This window comes from Limnobaculum zhutongyuii (assembly GCF_004295645.1).
GTDB classification, from domain to species: Bacteria; Pseudomonadota; Gammaproteobacteria; order Enterobacterales; family Enterobacteriaceae; genus Limnobaculum; species Limnobaculum zhutongyuii.
Map to the genome: position 1 here is coordinate 2,354,535 of NZ_CP034752.1, position 17,591 is coordinate 2,372,125.

At 55.6% G+C, this 17,591-nt stretch carries 22 protein-coding genes; all 22 read right to left on the reverse strand.

The annotated features are described in order from the left end of the window. Position 1: 1 nt before the first annotated feature. Positions 2–586: a YmfQ family protein gene (locus EKN56_RS10380; RefSeq protein ID WP_130591722.1), complete on the reverse strand. Its 585-nt coding sequence runs from the start codon at positions 584–586 to the stop codon at positions 2–4. Then, positions 577–1,641, reverse strand: a complete 1,065-nt coding sequence (locus EKN56_RS10385) for a baseplate J/gp47 family protein (protein ID WP_130591723.1) — start codon at positions 1,639–1,641, stop codon at positions 577–579. Before EKN56_RS10385 ends, EKN56_RS10380 begins: the two co-directional genes overlap by 10 nt. After that, the gene (locus tag EKN56_RS10390; RefSeq protein ID WP_130591724.1) at positions 1,642–2,064 is read right to left on the reverse strand and encodes a phage GP46 family protein; all 423 of its coding nucleotides are present in this window, start codon (positions 2,062–2,064) and stop codon (positions 1,642–1,644) included. Then, complete coding sequence (locus EKN56_RS10395) at positions 2,061–2,606, reverse strand: phage baseplate assembly protein V (protein ID WP_130591725.1); 546 nt, start codon at positions 2,604–2,606, stop codon at positions 2,061–2,063. Before EKN56_RS10395 ends, EKN56_RS10390 begins: the two co-directional genes overlap by 4 nt. Next, positions 2,606–2,989: a phage baseplate assembly protein gene (locus EKN56_RS21215; RefSeq protein ID WP_246019799.1), complete on the reverse strand. Its 384-nt coding sequence runs from the start codon at positions 2,987–2,989 to the stop codon at positions 2,606–2,608. Before EKN56_RS21215 ends, EKN56_RS10395 begins: the two co-directional genes overlap by 1 nt. Beyond that, the gene (locus tag EKN56_RS21220; protein ID WP_246019800.1) at positions 2,986–3,693 is read right to left on the reverse strand and encodes a phage baseplate assembly protein; all 708 of its coding nucleotides are present in this window, start codon (positions 3,691–3,693) and stop codon (positions 2,986–2,988) included. Before EKN56_RS21220 ends, EKN56_RS21215 begins: the two co-directional genes overlap by 4 nt. Continuing rightward, positions 3,683–5,020: a DNA circularization protein gene (locus tag EKN56_RS10405; protein WP_130591726.1), complete on the reverse strand. Its 1,338-nt coding sequence runs from the start codon at positions 5,018–5,020 to the stop codon at positions 3,683–3,685. Before EKN56_RS10405 ends, EKN56_RS21220 begins: the two co-directional genes overlap by 11 nt. Further along, a complete protein-coding gene (locus EKN56_RS21490) occupies positions 5,020–6,813 on the reverse strand; it encodes a hypothetical protein (protein ID WP_130591727.1) in 1,794 nt (597 codons plus the stop codon). Before EKN56_RS21490 ends, EKN56_RS10405 begins: the two co-directional genes overlap by 1 nt. Before the next feature lie 108 nt (positions 6,814–6,921). Continuing rightward, entirely contained in the window at positions 6,922–7,293 is a 372-nt protein-coding gene (locus tag EKN56_RS10415; protein ID WP_130591728.1) for a phage tail assembly protein, read from the reverse strand. Next, the gene (locus tag EKN56_RS10420) at positions 7,293–7,649 is read right to left on the reverse strand and encodes a phage tail tube protein (protein WP_130591729.1); all 357 of its coding nucleotides are present in this window, start codon (positions 7,647–7,649) and stop codon (positions 7,293–7,295) included. Before EKN56_RS10420 ends, EKN56_RS10415 begins: the two co-directional genes overlap by 1 nt. A 9-nt stretch (positions 7,650–7,658) precedes the next feature. After that, a complete protein-coding gene (locus tag EKN56_RS10425; RefSeq protein WP_130591730.1) occupies positions 7,659–9,122 on the reverse strand; it encodes a phage tail sheath subtilisin-like domain-containing protein in 1,464 nt (487 codons plus the stop codon). After that, positions 9,119–9,292, reverse strand: a complete 174-nt coding sequence (locus EKN56_RS10430) for a DUF2635 domain-containing protein (protein ID WP_130591731.1) — start codon at positions 9,290–9,292, stop codon at positions 9,119–9,121. The genes EKN56_RS10425 and EKN56_RS10430 overlap by 4 nt, the downstream gene beginning before the upstream one ends. Next, complete coding sequence (locus EKN56_RS10435) at positions 9,285–9,845, reverse strand: phage protein Gp37 (RefSeq protein ID WP_130591732.1); 561 nt, start codon at positions 9,843–9,845, stop codon at positions 9,285–9,287. The genes EKN56_RS10430 and EKN56_RS10435 overlap by 8 nt, the downstream gene beginning before the upstream one ends. After that, on the reverse strand, positions 9,845–10,288 hold the full coding sequence (locus EKN56_RS10440; protein ID WP_130591733.1) for a gp436 family protein: 444 nt from the start codon (positions 10,286–10,288) through the stop codon (positions 9,845–9,847). Before EKN56_RS10440 ends, EKN56_RS10435 begins: the two co-directional genes overlap by 1 nt. A 2-nt stretch (positions 10,289–10,290) precedes the next feature. Then, positions 10,291–10,818, reverse strand: coding sequence for an HI1506-related protein (locus tag EKN56_RS10445; RefSeq protein WP_130591734.1), 528 nt, complete (start codon positions 10,816–10,818; stop codon positions 10,291–10,293). 69 nt (positions 10,819–10,887) lie between these two features. Continuing rightward, positions 10,888–11,769, reverse strand: coding sequence for a Mu-like prophage major head subunit gpT family protein (locus tag EKN56_RS10450; RefSeq protein ID WP_130591735.1), 882 nt, complete (start codon positions 11,767–11,769; stop codon positions 10,888–10,890). Between the two features lie 8 nt (positions 11,770–11,777). Then, complete coding sequence (locus tag EKN56_RS10455) at positions 11,778–13,019, reverse strand: phage protease (protein WP_130591736.1); 1,242 nt, start codon at positions 13,017–13,019, stop codon at positions 11,778–11,780. A gap of 162 nt (positions 13,020–13,181) precedes the next feature. Continuing rightward, positions 13,182–13,655 carry a phage virion morphogenesis protein gene (locus EKN56_RS10460; protein WP_130591737.1) on the reverse strand — a complete coding sequence of 158 codons (474 nt, stop codon included), beginning with the start codon at positions 13,653–13,655 and terminating at the stop codon, positions 13,182–13,184. Further along, entirely contained in the window at positions 13,656–14,966 is a 1,311-nt protein-coding gene (locus tag EKN56_RS10465; protein WP_130591738.1) for a phage head morphogenesis protein, read from the reverse strand. Continuing rightward, positions 14,950–16,524 (reverse strand): DUF935 domain-containing protein, encoded by a 1,575-nt coding sequence (locus EKN56_RS10470; protein WP_130591739.1) that lies wholly within the window; start codon positions 16,522–16,524, stop codon positions 14,950–14,952. The genes EKN56_RS10465 and EKN56_RS10470 overlap by 17 nt, the downstream gene beginning before the upstream one ends. After that, positions 16,524–16,943 carry a hypothetical protein gene (locus tag EKN56_RS21235; protein ID WP_246019802.1) on the reverse strand — a complete coding sequence of 140 codons (420 nt, stop codon included), beginning with the start codon at positions 16,941–16,943 and terminating at the stop codon, positions 16,524–16,526. The genes EKN56_RS10470 and EKN56_RS21235 overlap by 1 nt, the downstream gene beginning before the upstream one ends. Beyond that, entirely contained in the window at positions 16,936–17,589 is a 654-nt protein-coding gene (locus EKN56_RS21240) for a hypothetical protein (RefSeq protein WP_246019803.1), read from the reverse strand. The genes EKN56_RS21235 and EKN56_RS21240 overlap by 8 nt, the downstream gene beginning before the upstream one ends. Positions 17,590–17,591: the final 2 nt, after the last annotated feature.

Here is a 17,591-nt window from a genome sequence, read left to right on the forward strand (position 1 = left end):
TTTAATCCTCTGATATATAAACAAAATGAATATGAGCCGGCCGGTAACGTTCAAGCAGGCACTCCAAATCACCATAGTCGTAAACTTTAAGCCGGGTCGTGACGCCATCAAGTACGGTCATGTCATGCAGGAATGGCGCACCCACATAAACATAAGCCGTCCACCAGTTTGACTCCGGATAAAGTGGATACGTACAGGTGCGCAGGCAGTGATGCGGGTAATACTCACGAATTTTGATGTTGTAACCACGCTCTGCGGCCAGTTGTTCAAAAAACGCCGTACAGAGCGAGCCGGTCATTTTGAGCTTGGCCGCCAGCGCCAGGCGACGATTTTCGATAGTGGTATCGTTGCTTGTCGGGCAATCCGGCAGTCCGGCGAAGGCTTCCCAGTCTGGCAATAACATAAACGCGCTTTCTGCAAAGGACTCATCCAGCAACCGATCGCCGAGCCCGTCAATGCGTGCCAGCTCATCCCCCAAACCCAACATGAGCTTACCCAGTTGACTGTCCGGCGAACGTGTCCAGGCTCGCCCAATCGGCAACAATGCCAGTCCGGCCTGTTGATACTGTTCCGGGGTCATTGCCATGTAATATCACCTAACACGATCAGCTCATGCTCCCGGGCGTAAACATCCCCGGAGAGCGAGACAATTATCCCGTCCGTCACACCGTCAGCCGTGGCAACAGCGGCATTCATTTTCGACTGGTACGCCATGCCACCCGGCTCGGCATCAATCAGTAAATCCGTTAACGCAGCGGTAACGGCGGCCTGTGTTGCAGGGTTTTTAGGTGAAAGACGAATAACCGGGTTTAGGGGGAGCTTTTTCGGGCCTGAGACAATCAGTTCAACACAGGGTGGCTTGCCCTCCCACTGGTTGGTTAAGGGGTTAATGTGCGCGGTAATGTAATCATTAACGCGTTCAATATCCGCCCCTGTCGGGAAGATATCCGGCTGACCATCGAGCACAAACAAAACAGTAATGACGTTACGGCCAAAGGTTGAAAAGCACCATGCCCGGGTAACACCGGCACATTCCAGCGCCCAGCGAATATAATCATAGGTATTACCGCCGCTGGGTGGATACTGAACGCGAAGCAGCAGACGAGAACGCAGCGAATCAAAACTCTCAATCGCAGCACCGCCACTGATGGTACTTGATGCCACAATGGCCGCACTTTTTACGTTCACTACCGGAGAAAGCAACTCGACTTTAACGTCCGCAGCGGTATTCCCCGACGTTCCGGCATCTACCGCTTCAACGGGTACCTGAACGTTGCCGGCATCGGAGACCATCACGGCCGAGGCGGACGCAAAAATCACACCATCCTGACGCTGCCAGCGCGTACCGGCATCAATAACCGCCTCGCCAACGGTGTCAACATGGATAATGCCACTGGCGGCGGTGGGTTGCTTACGCCACACTCCCCAGAACTCACAATGACGCAGCAGGATATCGTCATCGGCAAGATGGGGAATGATGTTCCGGGCAATCCAGGACAGACGACCATACAGGCCGTAAGCGTTGGCCGCAGATGCGCCGGCAACCCCTTCAGTGGCAAGGTTTGACGTACCGGTGCGCGTCTCGATATCCGTGCGGGTTCGGGTCAGTAACTCGCTTAATGTCGGTGATATATATGGCATTTAAATCCCGTTTAAACTGGCTTTAAACGACATTGGCAGGGTTTCACCGTCGTTTAATAAAATGAGAATAGTGAGCAGCAGAACGCCGTTTTCCGGATTGGTGGCCGTTACGCGATAATCGCGAATAAGTCCGGCCTTTGGCATCCAGACCAGCGCTTCATCGGCGTAAGTCCGGGCCTTGGTGATGACGGTCTGTAACTGTTTTTCACGCGACAATAACCAGAGCCGGGAGCCCAGAGGCTCACCGCGCCAGGAGTCGCACCACCACCCGCGCCGGTCAGTCCCACCGTCCGGTAATTCATCCGAAGGCTGGGCCCGTCTGTCGGTAAACAGGGAGGCGATAACGTTGGTGGTGATGTTGTCACCCGTCAGACTGTCGAGCACGATATCGGCATCGTTCGTCTGCCAGACCAGAGATATCATTGTGCTTTCTCCGTTAGTGCGCCGTCATGCTCCCGGTGCCGGTGGTCCTTACCGCTGATACCATTACTGATATGGTCGGCCGCCTCACTGGTGCCGGTGGTGGTACTGTTTCCGAGTGTAGAGAAATTCCCTGTCGCCTGCGTTTCAGATGCATCACTTATGACCTCATCGGCAATGATTTCAAACCGCTTGCAGGTCAGACGGGCGACACCGTCTTCAGTCAGGGTAAAGTTATGGCCGTCCATATGGTAAAGCGCACTGTCACCGGGCTTGAGTGAGCCGAGGCGGGTGGCTTTATTATCAACGGCTATCGCGACCAGGTTCTCACGCATCCCACCGACGGAAAGGACAATTGCCTCACTGCCTGCCGGCGGGACGCTGGTATGCCCGTAGTTCTGGAAGCGCTCGACATCATCTGCGTCGTCGTCGTTCAGGATGCTGACCTGAAGGTTTTGCGTCTTCAGGCTGTCATTGATGACATTCACCACGGCCCGGGAGACCAGTAATTGCATACGGCGCTTTAAGCTATTGAAGGCTTTCATCAGTACCAAAGCCCCCCTGAACCACCCGAACCGCCTGCGCCGGTACTTTCCTTTTGTGCCGGTTCATCAAATCCGGCCGCCGGCATCAGGGTCAATTTTGTGGTGGTGCCGCCGTCATTGGTGAGCGACAGCTCCATCTGCACGATAAGGAGTTCACGCTCGGTATAACCTTCGTCAGGCACATCCAGCACCACCAGACGGTTAGGCATCCATAGCGCCTTATCACGGGTAAACCAGTCGACCACCTCAACCACTACCGGCTGACCGTGCGCCATTGCCCGGCGGCGTTCCCAGTCAGCACGGGAACGACTTTCATCTGAGTTTTGATTACTGTCGGCCACAATAACAGTCGGGCGATAACGGGTGATTTCTGTATCGGTCATGTCAACACGCACGCCGGTCGACTGGTGGGCGGTTTGTTCATCCCCCAGAGGCCGCCGGCCGTTGATGACCCCAGCACAATATAGTCGCTGAAGCGCTCAGACCAGGAGGCGCGCATATTGATGTACTTGATATTCTCACCAAAGCGCAGGACTTCCAGGCGTTCGGTGCCGGCCGTGGTAAACACCAGGTCACCGGCAGCATTACTGTTGACCATCACGCCACGGTGTCGGGCCGCTTTCGCCAGGTTCTCAAAGACGGTTTCCCCGGGCTCGACTTTCCATACCCGAAACGGCTTCGCGGCCGTCTGTGTCGTCACTGACCAGACAACACTCACACCAAAGGGCTGACACAGGTCACGGGCAATGGTTTCAAGGGGAGCATTGCGCCACTGACCGGACTTATACCGGGCGGCGCAATCCACCAGGTCACCGGTCTTGTCACGACCTTCAGCGACAATGGTGCGGGTCTCAGCGTCGATGGTTCTGTCCATGGTGTCAATGTAGCCGCTGATAACCACCTGGCTGTTAATCTCGACCCGGCAGGGTTGCCCCTCTTTCAGCGGGACATCCTTATCAGTGCGGGTACGTGTCAGGCCGAGACGAAACTGACCGCTCAGCTCTTCAATACTGCGGGTGACGCTTATCTCCGTCCAGCCGGTATATATCTTGTTACCGACATAAAGTTCTATCGTGTTACTTATCATCTATCACCTCTACCGGTTCACCACCACGCACGAACGTCGGGTGCCTTAGTGCGTTACGCTGTACAAAGCGGGATATTGAGGTACTGTCACCGGTCGCACGGTACAGAATAACCAGCGCCGGCTCGGTAATGTTAGGCGTAACCAGGCGCGCATCCGGTAACGCGGCGGCGGCCTTTTTCATTTGTTCCAGGAACGTCAGACGTAAACGCTGCAAACGTAAGATGGTGTTAAACCAGAATGCATCCGCAACGCGTACGTACTCGACAGCCAGCTCGTCGCCCAGTTCGTCAGCAATGCGCTCGCAGTCCTCCAGCGTCTCGACCAGTGGGTGGTCATTCGTGAGCAGTTCTTCACGCCCGGTATCCAGGATGACCACGTTGTCATCGATAACCACCGATACCACATCATCCTTACGGCCCCTGATAATGTCGCCGGCATCACTGACCGCACTCTGGGCTAGTTCGCTTAGTGCGGAGATAATCACCGCTGACCGGATAGATTCCTGCATTCTGGCCGCTGCCGGCCGCTCGCTTAACGGCATGTTTTCGACACTGACGATGATTGAACGCAATGCGCGCTGTGTGCTCGGTTTGGAGCCTTTCGACCCTGACGAGGTAAAGCCCTGAAACAGGTTCGTCAGGTTGCTGATAAGCTTTTTCGGCGACTTTATCAGGTTACCGATAGCGCCCTGCAACCCCTGAACAGTACCCAGCAACGAACCAAAACCGCCCAGGCTACTGAGCCCGGTGATAACGTTGGTGATGTTATTGACCACATTGGTCGCAAACGTGACCACCGCTTCAATATCGGCGGCAACGGCGTTGATGGTATCCCAGGCGTCGGCAACATCATTCGCGATGGCATCGAGCAGGCTGGCGTTCTGGTCAAGCAGTTCTGCTTCGCCATCAATCTCCGCCTCTGGCGACTCGTCCTTCTCGGCGATACTGAAGGTAAGTTGAAACATGGCGATGCGCTGTTCCTGCGTCGACAGGCGACAGTTCCAGGTTTCCACCTGCACATATAGCGAACCGTGGTAAGGATGCTCCAGGTCAGCCGGTTCAGGCTCACGCAGGGCGGCAATCAACGTTTCCTTTTGTTCCAGGTAATTATCACCAATCAGCACACAGAAAACAGAAAACTCGTCAGCCGTGGCCCCCATATTTTCCACCTTGCCGGTCTGACGGCCGGGGAACATATGCTTAACGATACGGTGACCGCCTGACTGGTTGCTGTCATCGATAACGTAAAACGGCACGCCACGAAACGACCCTTTACCGGTCGGTGGCTGAGCTGTGATTTTGTCCCATAAGGTGCTCCAGATACTCATTAATAGGCCCCCGTATAGGTATTGCCGGTATTCACCGAGATACCCACGCCGCTGGATTTGACCTGTGTTGAGGCAACAGTCGCACCGGGTGGTAACTCAACTTTGAGTTTGATTTCACCTTCAGGCGGCTTAGGGGGTACCGGCTGCTGGCCGTAAGGCATACCGAGCACCGTCGGGATATTGTCCTGTTGTTGCTGCTGGTAGGTGGTCACTGGTGGCGGCTCTTTGGGCTGCGATTCATTACCGACTATCGCGTCCCAGAACTCGCCCCAGGTCGGGGCCTCGCGAATGCGGTTAAACCGGTCCGACTCACCAAAAACAGCGACCAGGGCATCATCAACGATAGGGGTCACTTCGGAGGCAATTATCCCGGCAAGGCCGGCTTTCATGACCATGCCGCCGCCACCGCCAGCCACGAAACCACCACCGCTATTTTTCCCACCACCGCCACCCAGTCCGCCCACAGGCCAGTTAGTGACAAAAACAGGCTGAGCACCGAGCCCGCCATCACCGGCACCGCCAGCACCACCGGCGGGGTCGGTGCCGTTTCCGCCCTGACGGCCTTTCCACCAGTTACGGGCGGCTTTACCGCCACGGTAAAGCTTACGGATAGCCAGCGCACCACCGACACCAATGGCAATATTTTTCAGAATATCCGCGTAGCGTTGCAGTTCTTCAGGTGACAGGCCGTTGATGGCATCGGCAAAGTCCTGAATAGGTTTTGCCAGATTCAGATTCGCCCAGCGTTCGCCAGCATTGGTCAGCGACGTTAGCGCACCATTAAAGGTCTGTACGCTACGTGATGCCTTCTCATTCACCAGTCCGTCGGTTGTGATATCCGGGGCACGCAGTTGTTGCTGCTTGTCCTTGTCGTTAAACGACATAGCAAGCTCCAGCATGTCACCGCTAAACACCTGACTCAGGTTGCGCTCTTTGTATTTAGACCGGTCACCGATATCGAGCATCAGGTCACCAGGCGAAACAAACTCGCCTTTTGATTTATCCTTCCAGACCTTGACCCCGTTCCGCTCCAGTATCCGGCGTTTCTCTTTGTCCTTGAGTGCGTCGTGCATTTGCTGGAGGGCGGCGGACGTCTGGCCGCTGCTGCCGAACTCCGCATCACCCAGACGCTGCATGGCCAGTAACTGGTAAAGCTGCTCCGGCTTTTGCCAACTGGTGCCGTGGGTCAGGTTAATCAGGCCGTCCAGTTGTTCATTAAGGTTGCCGGTACCAATAGCGGACAGTGACGCGAAACCGTCATACACCTTGAGCATGGCGCTCGCGTCTTTAATGCCTTTATTCCACAGCGTACCGGTATACTTACCGGCCGTGGCGGCTTCCAGTCCGATACCTTTAATCGCGAGCGCAAGGTTATCCATGTTCTCAATCAGCGCGACCGGGTCATTGGTTTTCTCCAGAAACTGGTCAACGGCCGCCATCACATCCGCGTAAGGCAGTTTACGGTTGCTGGACGTCTGCCACATCAGGTCGTCGACTTCCTTCATCTGGTCGGCGGTCATGTTGTACCGGTTACCCAGATTGACCAGTTGCTGCTGTTGGTCGCCGACCCGTTTACTCATCATGACCAGGCCACCGCCGGCCACAAAGCCCATCAGTTTATTATCGAACTTATCCAGCAGATTATTCACCTGACCGGTCGCGCCCTGGAACAGACGCATTGAGCGTGAACCATCCGCACCCATGGCGCGAATGGAAGAACCAAACCGACGGGCCTGGTTAACCACATTACCGGTCAGGTCAACAATAAATCGGGCTCGGTTGTTGGTTGTCATCGTGATAATCCCAGCAGATTGTAGTACCGGATGAGCTGGGACAGCGGCAGGCTAAAGGCCCAGACCGGGCCTGCACTCAACCGACATCCCACGGTCAGGGCAACGCGTTCAATCCCCCGAACGCGTTGCAGGCTCTCGCCCCTGACTCTCAACCTCCTCACTTAAACGTAAGTCCTGAAGTTCCATAATGCTGTCGTTAAGCAGACCAAAATCACGTTGAGACAGCTTACCAAGTTCCGCCAGTGAGACCGGCCCCTGTAAGGGCCCGATACTGACCACCGCGCGACGCATCATTTCATAGGTCATTTGAGAGGGGCTACTGACCAGCTTCGCACCCTGGCGGGTTTCGACCACGCGCTCACTGGCGGTCTGTGCGCTCATCATGTCGCCGGCCGTCAGTTCGCGGATGACGACATCCTTATGGGTTACCTGGTTATCTTCCTTACCAACAACCAGGCCATCAATTAACGTAATATTCATCAGAGTTCCTGTGCTTCAATGCCGTTAAAGGTGGTGGAGATATCGCCTTCACCCGTCAGGGCGGATTCGCCGGTATTCCAGGCGCGGGCAATTAACCATTTTTTACCGATATCGGCTTCAAAAATAAGGGTGACTTCTTCCATCCCGTTCAGTTCTGCCATGGAAATGTCTTCATGGTTAGGAATGGTCGCGGTCACAATGGAGGGTGACGGCGTGCCTTTCCAGCCATAAACCCGGTGACCGGTAACCGGTGCGCGGGTCAGGCCGCCCAGGGTCAGGTTAGCCCCCGGGAGAGTGGGGTACTCACGGCCATTCACCCGAAGGAAGGCAGTTCCCTGATAACGTAACGTGGTCATTTAACCCCCTTATAAAACATACTGGATAGCATGGGCATAGATGCGGAACTGGTTCACCAGGTCTTCATTACTGCGCACATTGATTCGGTTACGGTCAGTGGTGGAGCGCTCCACAATCAGCGTTGATTTATACGCCTCAAAGTTCTCAACCAGACCGCGCTCTTCAAGCTCGGTAAATAACGCCAGTAACTCATCGGTAATGATGGCCGGCGTCACCATGGCCTGACCGGGGCCAAACCGCGTCCCGTTCTCCGCGAGCTTATGGCGCGGAAATTTTTGCGTAATGCGCGTACGGATGGCGTAGCGGATATAAGACAGGGTCGCGATGGTTTCCACGTCCAGATAGGACGGGTCCGGCGAGCCGTACTTATTCAGGCGGTACATGGTGATACAGCGTTCAATCTGCACATAGCCGCCGGCATCCACGGTGTAGGTGCTGATGCCGTCATACAGATGCAGGTTACGTTCATTGAGCGTCCAGCGCGCTGAGGTGACCGGCGGCTTCAGTCCCGGCAAGGTCAGTGTCTGAAGTGGGCGCGCCGGATCAATACTGAGCGAACCAACCGCCACCGCCGCCAGAACGGCCGCCCAGATATACGGTGGCTCAGGGGCGATATTAGTCCCCACGGTGGACAGCAGATAGTCATTGCGAGCGGTACCAAAGGTGGACGTCTGCGCATGGGTGCCACGGAACGCCTGAAAACAGGTGCTGTCAATCTGGCGCATACCGCCCCAACGACTGACAAACTCGGCCGCCAGTAAGTCCAGGTTGGCTGTATCGGTGAACGGGTTGACCACAAATTGCCACCAGGCTTCACCAAACGCGGCGATGGTTGGCGCTAAATCCGGGTTGCCGGTCGCCCCTGACATGGGGGTAATGTCACAACCGATGCCGGTCGGCAGCATTTCACCGGTGTAGTAATTCACCCGGACATCAATATCATTACCCGTCAGACCTGACCATCTGGCTGTTAAGGTGACCGTATCGCCGGAGGCTTGAGCAGTCACGGGCAGTTCGGTTAACAGGTTGATGGCGGCTGCCGTTTTTTGTGCCAGCACCGACGCGGCGTCGTCCACTTTCACATTAACGTACGCTTTGACGCCGGCAATCATCAGCGCCAACTGACCAGCCTGTGAACAGGTTCCGGTTAACTTGATAGTCCCTCCAGCCCTTGGGCCTTCCGGGTCATCATCCACCGCCAGACACCACAAATCGGTAAACGGGTTGGCATTTAAAAAAGCGATAGCCATGGTCGCCAGTTGCGAACCAAAACCGAACGCTTCGCCGGCTTCATCTTTTCGGGTGATGCGCACCACCTCACCGGCCGGCACACGACCTGAAGTAAAGCGCAACCCCAGCATCAGGGTGCGATAGAGCAATGCCGGCGTGCCGGTGATCGCACCGCTATTATCAATCTCGATATACGCCAAGGGAGCCCGGATAGTCTCCGTAATGGTGTTATAAGAAGTCATGCTTTAACCTCTTTGGCTTTGGTTTTAACCAGCTCAACGTCACCATCCATCAGGCGGCGCTGCCAGTAGCTGGTCTTGGGTTTCTTTTCGCCCTGGGATGCCAGCGGCGCGTTAGTTTCCGGGTCACGAACAACCCGCCCGGCCACAGGCCGGATGTGTAACTCACTCATGTTCTGTACCTGTGTAAAGGTGGGTGTTAAACGAATCCTGAATGGGGGCACCATCTGCCTGCGGCCACTGGTGGTAATAGGTCTCAAACTCCCCGATGTCACCTTCATCAATACGCGATGGCATTTGTTGAGGAATATCGAAGTAAAGACCACACACCACCGTACCGGTCTTGGCGGCCCCTTTACTGTAAAGGTTGGCTATCTGGGTAAAACTCGCCGCACCACAGGCGGCGGCTAACTGGCGACCTTCCAGCCAGGCAACCAGACGGTCATTGATGTCATAGGCACCGACACTGTCCTTGCGCTGACCTGACAGCGCGGAGGCGCTGGAGAACAGCCCCCAGGTACCCATAATGACGCCACGGCGTGGGTCACGGCGGCCACCAATCCAGGCAACGTACACCGCCGGACACACCGAGATAACAATCCGGATAGTCTCTTCCGTCCAAGCTCCATCCAGACGCTCAACCTTGCGCAGGGTGCCACCGAATGACGTGCGGATGCCGTCTATCAGTTCCTGCTCAATAGCGGCGGTACGAGGCATAACTATCATCAGATGTACCCCTTAGAGCGATTACGCGCCCAGACCGAGCCGGCGTTCTCCATCACCACCACGTCGCCAGACTCTGGTCGCTCTTCTTCCAGCCCTAATGCCAGACTGATATCACCGGTACTGACTTTCTCCAGATACCGCAGTGTGGTCTCATACTCTTTTTCTGCTTTCTCGGTCGCTGCGCCTTCTTCCAGGGCATAGCGAGCCAGTACGCAGGCATGACGAATGAGCGCGGACGGGATAGTCTGTAACGGGAGTTTGGCGCGCCCGTCGATATAACCGTCAATCGCGGAAGAGGCATCAACCAGTGCCGCCTCAACAATCTGGTCAACGGTTTGTAATGGTTGGCCCTCGTCATCCCGCTCGATTTTCTTCTGAGCAAGGTCCTCAAGAACCGTGCGACCATAACGGGTCACCATGTCACTGACGGACGCGTAAGCCATAATTACCCCTCAGTTGTCGGCGACAGGGTATCATGCGCCGCAATAGCCGCCTTGATATCCTCTGCGCTGACATCCACACCAATGACGTTGCGCCATTGTGTCAGGCGCGGTTCGCCTTTCTGGGTAAACCATTTGTCATGAGGCTCAATTTTTGACGCCATAATGGCCGAGATAAAATTATCCTGCGGATTGACCTGGCTGCCTTCAGTTGCTGCCAGTTCGGGCGGCATGGGTGTTTTCACCGTGCCATCAGTACCGTCAATGTTTACGCCATCAAATACAGGGTGAGCGTCCACGGCCCCCGGCGTCTGATGACCCGGCGCTGATTCAATGGCAATAACGGAGACCACCAGGCGCGGGTCGCCATCCAGTAAGTGCCACTGTTCGGCCGTAACCGGCGGCAGAATGTTCTCACCGCTTTTGAAGCTGAACCCCGCACGCCGATAACCGTCATGAGCCGTGTTAACCACCATGACGCCTGACATTTCAACCACATCAGACGGGTCATAAGTTTCTTGATTCTCTTGCATGGCATTGTGTTTCCTTTATGTGTCAGTAAACGGGGCGTAAACCCCGTTTAAATCAGGTTTAAAGAAGGGTTAACGTAACCACGGGCAGACGACGATCTCGACGGCCTTGTAGTTAATGTTGCTTTCGCCGCCGGCCTTGTTCTCGGCTTCGACGACACGTTTTGCCGCCGCACGGTTTTGTGGTCCCACAACGAGCAGATTCGGCATAATCCCCAGTGGGCGACCCTGTGAGGACTCAAACAGCATCATGGATTGAATGGCACTGTTCAGATTGTCCTCGTTCAGTTCGGCTTTGGAGGCGAACGCCTGCTGCCAGAAGCCATACCCGGCGGCGACGCGTGCATCCACGCCGTACAGGAATTCGTCCACCATAAAGACGCGGTCGGATGTACCCGGATCGGTTTTGGATTGCAGGCGGTAATCGCGGCGCTTCTGGAACAGTAACGGCTTAAGCGGTCGTGAAGTGTCCAGCAGGTACCACGCCGGGGCGGTGCCGTCCTGCATATTGGAGACCGTCGCTTCACCGACCGGGTGGTCAGTATCAAAAAAGTTCTGTTTGTCGTAACACAGTTGAGTAAAACCATCGGCCAATAGCTTAAAAGTCAGCTCATCCGGATGGGTGGCGGAGGCATAACCCATGTCTTCAAACTTCGGCATTAACACGCCATAGGTGTCGTCTTCGATGTATTCCGCCTTAATCCCTTCAGTGGCTTCATACTTGACGTTCTTGACGGTGTAGTCACTGACGGACATGGCTTTTACGTCACGTTCACCAATCCACTCCTTCAGGCGGGTAAACTCACCCAACCAGGAATAGTTCTCGGACCCTGAAGTCGAGTTAACGACGGTTGCAATACGCTCATACAACGGGGTATAGGTACCGCGTCCGGCGTTAAATGCCGTGTTAACGGCGGTATAGAGTGCCTGTGCGGCAGCAGGTGAAATTTCCATAATCGGGATTAACCTTTCATCAGGGCGATTTTATTGGCGAGGAAGTCCGCCTCACTCACGCCGGTGGCTTTGATAACCGCACGGTCTTCAGCAGACAGGGCGACGGTGTTGGTTTTCGATGGGGTCGGCAGCGTACTGGTCTGACGGGCGCCCAGGGCCACAATCGGGGTACGATGCAATAGGTTCGAGGACAATGCCGCCACGCCGCTTTTTTTCGCCAGCGCCAGCAGACCGGGCACTTCAGCTCGCATTACTTTTCCCTGTGCGCGAGCTTTGCGGATAATCTGCTCGGCCGTCAGTGCCGCATTACCCAGGGAAGCCGCCGCCAGTTTTCGGGCGAGTTTGTTGTACTCAGAACGCGGTACAGCAACCGCCAGATCAATACCGTGCAGCTCGGCTTCCGCGATGATGGCCTCGGCTTCCTTCAGGTCGGCGGCGGCGGCGTCCACGATGGTGGTGGCTTCATCCACAATCAGCTCGGGGTCAGTACCGGTATCAACCACGTCCTGAACCTGGACGGCAGCATCGGCGGCGGTTTTCAGTGCACCAATGGACTCGGCCGCTTTCGCGACCAGCTCCTTGAGCTGCTCCTCGGTGTACTCCGTTGTGTCATCGGCAGGGATTAGGCCCAGCGCGATAAGCAACAGCTTTAACATTTCATTCATGACGGGTTCGTCCTGTTGTGTTGGTGGGTTTAAAGAGTCATTCAGCGAGGCTGCCGCAAGCGCGACAAGCGGAGCCATACCAACCAGACCGGGGTCGTTGGTTAAGGCAAACATGCGTAAATAAAGGGGGTGACCACTGTCGGTATCGTAGGGAAAGACGGCGGACAGATAGCGCCATTCACCGGCATCAATGGCCGCCTGTGCGGCCGGCGTCCAGCGAGGATGAACATAAAGCCCGGATTCGCGCCACTGCATCTCAAGTTCAGGGTTATCCAGCCAGCCGGCAGCCTTTGCCAGCTCCGAGGTCTGCTCTGCGCTGACCTGGTGTTGCGGGTCCTGGTCTCGCAAAGTGGCGTGGTTATAGTCACACAGTACGGGCTGACCGATAGCCACAGTGGCGTCGATAAATTGCCCGGCAATATTGGAGTCGATATACCAGCAGCCGCTCGCGACATCATTCGGACGTCCATCACGGGCTTTAAATTCGCCGGCCGGCAGAAGCTGATACCAGCCATCACCGGATGACTGGAGCGCAGCGGTCAGAATGGCGACCGGGGGTAAAGGTGTTGAAATTCGTGTTTTCATGCCGCCAGAGTAGCGGCCGGGGTGTGACGATTGGGTTTGTAGCGTTTCACGCACATTTTGCGTGAAAAAAGAATGATGGGGTTAACGGGTACGATGATACCCCGTTCAAACCCCGTTTAAAACTCTCTGTAAGCGTTTAAAGATTTTTAGATGATAAATGACTCACCCCTGACCGTTAAGCGCGTTCTGGTGCATCTGGTTGATGATATCCACAATCCGGATAATACCTTCCGGTGGCAGCCCCATATAAGGCCGCGCTTTGACCGCTGCCGGTGCCGCCGGCATGGCAGGCGTGCCGCCCAGGTGCATCAGGGCACCATAGACTTTATTGGTACCAATGGCCGCGCTGACCGCATCAAAGTCAGGTGTCAGTGACATGGCAAGGCCGCCCTGGCTACGCTGTAGCATTTTGCCGTTCTTGCCTTTCTTCTCCAGACGTTCCCGGTAGGCTTCTGATAAGACCGGCCACGGCTGGCCGGTTGTCGGGTCCGCTTCTTTCTCGAAGGCGTCCTCTGACTCGCCGGCCAGTACCATTGATATCGCGCGGGTAATGGGACGTAAATCCTGCCCCAGACTGGTGAGCCCCTGGATACTGCAGTTAATCTCGTCATTGTCAAACTGATAGTCGATCCTCACTTACAGTCCCCCTTTAATCAGTTGATAGCGTCCGGTTGCTAATGCCTGGCGCAAATCAGACACGGACATTTTATAGGCCTCGACCATCGCATCCAGTGCGCCGGACTGAGGTGTCTGACCCGCTGTGCGAATCACGGTACTGACCTGACCATTACCCTGGCCGATATATAACAACTGCTGCTTTTGTGCATCCCACAGCACGGCCTGCGACCGGTTCAGTATCTGCGGTAAGAGCTGGTACTCTGTCAGGGTCAACTGTTTAACGCCCTTCAGGGCGTTAGCCTGGCGAATTTGCTGCTCGCTCACCCCCAATAGTCGGGCAACTGGCGCGCCGGTTCGGGCCTGAACGGCCTGGGCGACATCATCCGCCATAAATCCCAGTGGTTGCACACTGCGCCCCTGGCGGGTAGTCGTGAGTGCATCACCCACCCAACGGGAGAACGCCGCCTGACGAGCCGGTGCATTATTCAGCGACTGAATGACCTGCTGGCGAAGCTGCCTGTCCTGCATCTCCACGAGTTTACGGGCAATATTCGCATCTGAACCCATCGCCGCACTGCCGACGTTGCCCGACCATCCCGGGCCGGTTCGCATGGTCTGCTTGCCGTCGGTATAGGTGGTGACGTCTTTCTCGTAAATCTCCCCGGTGCGCTTATCCACGCCGGCCTCGACCGCATCGGTGGCAATCCGGCCGACACTGGACTCGACCTTCAGACCTTTCTGTTTCACTTCAGACGCGGTCAACGCACGAACGCGACAACGACACCCCCAGTCATTGGGTGGATACATCGTTTCCCAGATAGGGTCCGTATAGTGAAAGACCTTACCGTGCAGGGCGCGATGCGAGGTTCGGGTGTTATCGTCCAGAATAGCGATATATTGCCAGTAAGGATGCGTTTCCGTGCTGGCGAGCTGTTGCTGATAGCGTCCGGCCTGATAGGCCGTTGCCAGATTGGTACGAAAGATGGTACCCAGACGCGCCGGGCTACCCAGTTGCACCACTTCAGCACCGCCGGCACTGTCGACCACCACCTGTTTACCCCACCAACCCAACTCCTGAAGCTGAGGCGTCAGGGTCTTTTTAAACTCCTGTTCCGTAATACCCTGAGACAGCCCCCGGTCAACCTGCGCCCCGATGGTGGTCAGTACGTCCATGCGCACGCCTTTCGCCACGGTGAACGCTTGTGAGTGCGTCTGGAGACTGGTTTCCTGCCAGTTCCATGAGACGTCATACCCTCTGGAGCGGAAATAGTCGACGGCGAGCTTAGGCTCCAGCTTCATGGCATAGCCTAAATCAACCGCCTGACGCATTCAGCCGCCCCCAGGTCTCGGCGACAAACATCGCCCGGTGCAACATATCAGTAAGCTGTTCATCGTCCAGGTCACTGTAGAGTGCGGCGGCTTTTTCCTTAGCCGCCATCATGCCGCCGGTCTCCAGCGCCTCCAGTATCGGCTTGAGTATCGGGTCAATAGCCTGTTGCCACTCCACGCCCGATATCGCCCCGGGCATCGCTTTGACGGCATTTTGTGGACTGGATGCGCCGGCCGCCAGTGCCGCAAATCCGGCTGGCACCTGTGCCGACAGAAACGCCGGCGCGGCAGGCTGTGCCGGTGGTGTCAGCACAGTGTCGTTTTCATCCGCGACCGGGATTTGCAGCTTGTCATGGGCCCACTGCACGGGGATTTTCATCCCGATACCGGCGAGCAGTGGCAGGGCGGTTGAGTAAGCCGTCAGGTCTTCCGGCGTGCTCAGGTCAAACACAAAACGCGGCATCCGGCGCAGGCTGTTAAACGACCGGCCATTAAAGGCCATGATAGGCTGCACCAGGTCACGGGTGATGGTCGGGGCGAGTTGGAGCGCATCGCTTTCGCAGATATTACCGGCCATTCGTTCATGCACATTGCCCAGAGCATTAGTACTGGTGGCACCGTCCGCCTGACTGGTCAGCGTTCCGCCTAAGATTACCTTGGACATATTCAGGTCCCAGTAATTGACGAACGCCATAAACGGGTCTGATGAACCATCAATGACGGATTTCAGCTCTAAATCCATACCCCGGGGGAAGATACCGCCGGCATTATGGCCGATAGACATAATGGCGCGCAGGAGCTGGTTCTTTTCCTTCTCGGTACTGCCTGACGGATATTTACCGATGCGCACTGGCATGCCGTAAATCTCCAGAAACTCCGCCAGGTCACGAATGGAATAGTGTTTGAAGATGTAACACCAGACGATATTTCGCACTAAACCGGTACGGGCCAGATAGCCCGAGCGGGATTTTGCTACATGACGCACCCAGCCAAACGGCTGTAGCGCCTGTCCCTCATGACTGCCGTCGCGCAGGCGCAGTTCGTTACGGTTTTGTGGGTGGGTCTGGAACCAGGCTGCCTCCCGAAACTCAATCGCGCGGGGAAGAATCAGCCCCTCGACGTCTTCCCATTCGATTTCCTGACAGGAGAACCCCTTGAAGATGGCGTCAGTCGCATCAAACAGGCAGTCATTAAACCAGGTGGCATCCGTCAGGATTTCCGTCAGCATGTCCACGTCGTACTGTTCATCATCCGTCGGATTGACGGGAGGAACGATTTTCCACGGTAGCGACTGCACCGCCCGGCGACGCTTACCCAGTTCAGACTGTAGGTGCGTGTCTTTCTCTTCCATGTCTTCGGCCAGTTCACACTGCGCTATCAGTTCGCCGTTCTCGGCATCCTTTAGCAGTGCCGCCGCTTTTGCCGGAGTCAGACCAATAGAGGGGTGGGAACTCTGCTGTTGATGCAGGAAAGCCACCTTAGCCCCGTCAGTCTGCTGGTCATCGGAGAAGGTAAAACGACGCCCGAAGGCGTCAACGATATTTTTCAGGAATTTCATTACCAGCAACCTCGCTCGAATTCGTCATCGTCTGCGTCATCATCACCGATGGAGGACATCGGCGCGCCTTTGTTTGGAATAGGGATAAAGCCGCCGCTCTCGAACCCGTCCATATAACTGGCTCGTACCACCATGATGTAAGCGACTGCACTGTCACCGTAGCGCTGCTTGCCATCTGCGCCCTTATTACGGGATTTATCAATTTTGGGAATACCGCGAATATTTTGGATATGCCGCTGGTCGGTGATGATGTCTTCATCCAGGGGAATTTCGATATAACCGGACTCATACAGCGCCTTATACTTCGGTGACCATTCGCGATAAAAGTTATCAGTAATGTGGATGGCATCGACCAGGCCTTCGCCATAGCGCAACAATAATGCTTCACTCAGATAACCACCGTTACCGGTCTTATCCACGGCAATACCCACGATGCGGGGGGGTATTATCAATAATGAAAAAGAGGATTTGTCGCTGCTGATTATAGGGAACATCACGCAGCTCAACGGTCAGGCGCATAATCCGGCGCGTATCGTCTTCAATACTGCCGACACCGATATCTGACAGATCACCCGAACGGGCAAAGTCCTGCCCAACACTATGTCGTGTATCCGGATTGAGTTTCTTGAGTATCGGGAGTAACTGCTCGGTACAGAATGCCAGTGCGGTTTTGGTGCGTTCTTCTTCCGTCCAGGTCATATTACCGGCAGGCATGGTGAACCGGACGACAGGTAGCGTATTATTTGCGGCCCGGTCAATCAGAACGCGGGGGATATATGCTCCGCTACCGTGTTTCGGTACGCAGTAATATTCCTCCAGGGCATCCTCTTCTGACATGCAGCTTGCCAGTAAGTCCGCCTTCCATTCGTCTTCCACTTCCTGTGACCAGACGCGGCCCAGAACCTGACAAATGCGTTTATACAATCCCTCGGCGCAGGCATCATCAAGGGTAATGGTATGTATATTGCCTTTGCGGCGACCAGCTCGAATATCTTTAATAATACTGTTAAACGGGTGTTCATCGCTGTTATGCGTACTGATAACACGAACTTTAGCGCCCCACATGG

What these genes read in the sequence shown, in the direction of transcription:
- EKN56_RS10380 (WP_130591722.1), bottom strand. Translation starts at nt 586, where the DNA reads ATGGCAATGACCCCGGAACAGTATCAACAGGCCGGACTGGCATTGTTG.
- EKN56_RS10385 (WP_130591723.1), bottom strand. Translation starts at nt 1,641, where the DNA reads ATGCCATATATATCACCGACATTAAGCGAGTTACTGACCCGAACCCGC.
- EKN56_RS10390 (WP_130591724.1), bottom strand. Translation starts at nt 2,064, where the DNA reads ATGATATCTCTGGTCTGGCAGACGAACGATGCCGATATCGTGCTCGAC.
- EKN56_RS10395 (WP_130591725.1), bottom strand. Translation starts at nt 2,606, where the DNA reads ATGAAAGCCTTCAATAGCTTAAAGCGCCGTATGCAATTACTGGTCTCC.
- EKN56_RS21215 (WP_246019799.1), bottom strand. Translation starts at nt 2,989, where the DNA reads ATGACCGATACAGAAATCACCCGTTATCGCCCGACTGTTATTGTGGCC.
- EKN56_RS21220 (WP_246019800.1), bottom strand. Translation starts at nt 3,693, where the DNA reads ATGATAAGTAACACGATAGAACTTTATGTCGGTAACAAGATATATACC.
- EKN56_RS10405 (WP_130591726.1), bottom strand. Translation starts at nt 5,020, where the DNA reads ATGAGTATCTGGAGCACCTTATGGGACAAAATCACAGCTCAGCCACCG.
- EKN56_RS21490 (WP_130591727.1), bottom strand. Translation starts at nt 6,813, where the DNA reads ATGACAACCAACAACCGAGCCCGATTTATTGTTGACCTGACCGGTAAT.
- EKN56_RS10415 (WP_130591728.1), bottom strand. Translation starts at nt 7,293, where the DNA reads ATGAATATTACGTTAATTGATGGCCTGGTTGTTGGTAAGGAAGATAAC.
- EKN56_RS10420 (WP_130591729.1), bottom strand. Translation starts at nt 7,649, where the DNA reads ATGACCACGTTACGTTATCAGGGAACTGCCTTCCTTCGGGTGAATGGC.
- EKN56_RS10425 (WP_130591730.1), bottom strand. Translation starts at nt 9,122, where the DNA reads ATGACTTCTTATAACACCATTACGGAGACTATCCGGGCTCCCTTGGCG.
- EKN56_RS10430 (WP_130591731.1), bottom strand. Translation starts at nt 9,292, where the DNA reads ATGAGTGAGTTACACATCCGGCCTGTGGCCGGGCGGGTTGTTCGTGAC.
- EKN56_RS10435 (WP_130591732.1), bottom strand. Translation starts at nt 9,845, where the DNA reads ATGATAGTTATGCCTCGTACCGCCGCTATTGAGCAGGAACTGATAGAC.
- EKN56_RS10440 (WP_130591733.1), bottom strand. Translation starts at nt 10,288, where the DNA reads ATGGCTTACGCGTCCGTCAGTGACATGGTGACCCGTTATGGTCGCACG.
- EKN56_RS10445 (WP_130591734.1), bottom strand. Translation starts at nt 10,818, where the DNA reads ATGCAAGAGAATCAAGAAACTTATGACCCGTCTGATGTGGTTGAAATG.
- EKN56_RS10450 (WP_130591735.1), bottom strand. Translation starts at nt 11,769, where the DNA reads ATGGAAATTTCACCTGCTGCCGCACAGGCACTCTATACCGCCGTTAAC.
- EKN56_RS10455 (WP_130591736.1), bottom strand. Translation starts at nt 13,019, where the DNA reads ATGAAAACACGAATTTCAACACCTTTACCCCCGGTCGCCATTCTGACC.
- EKN56_RS10465 (WP_130591738.1), bottom strand. Translation starts at nt 14,966, where the DNA reads ATGCGTCAGGCGGTTGATTTAGGCTATGCCATGAAGCTGGAGCCTAAG.
- EKN56_RS10470 (WP_130591739.1), bottom strand. Translation starts at nt 16,524, where the DNA reads ATGAAATTCCTGAAAAATATCGTTGACGCCTTCGGGCGTCGTTTTACC.
- EKN56_RS21240 (WP_246019803.1), bottom strand. Translation starts at nt 17,589, where the DNA reads ATGTGGGGCGCTAAAGTTCGTGTTATCAGTACGCATAACAGCGATGAA.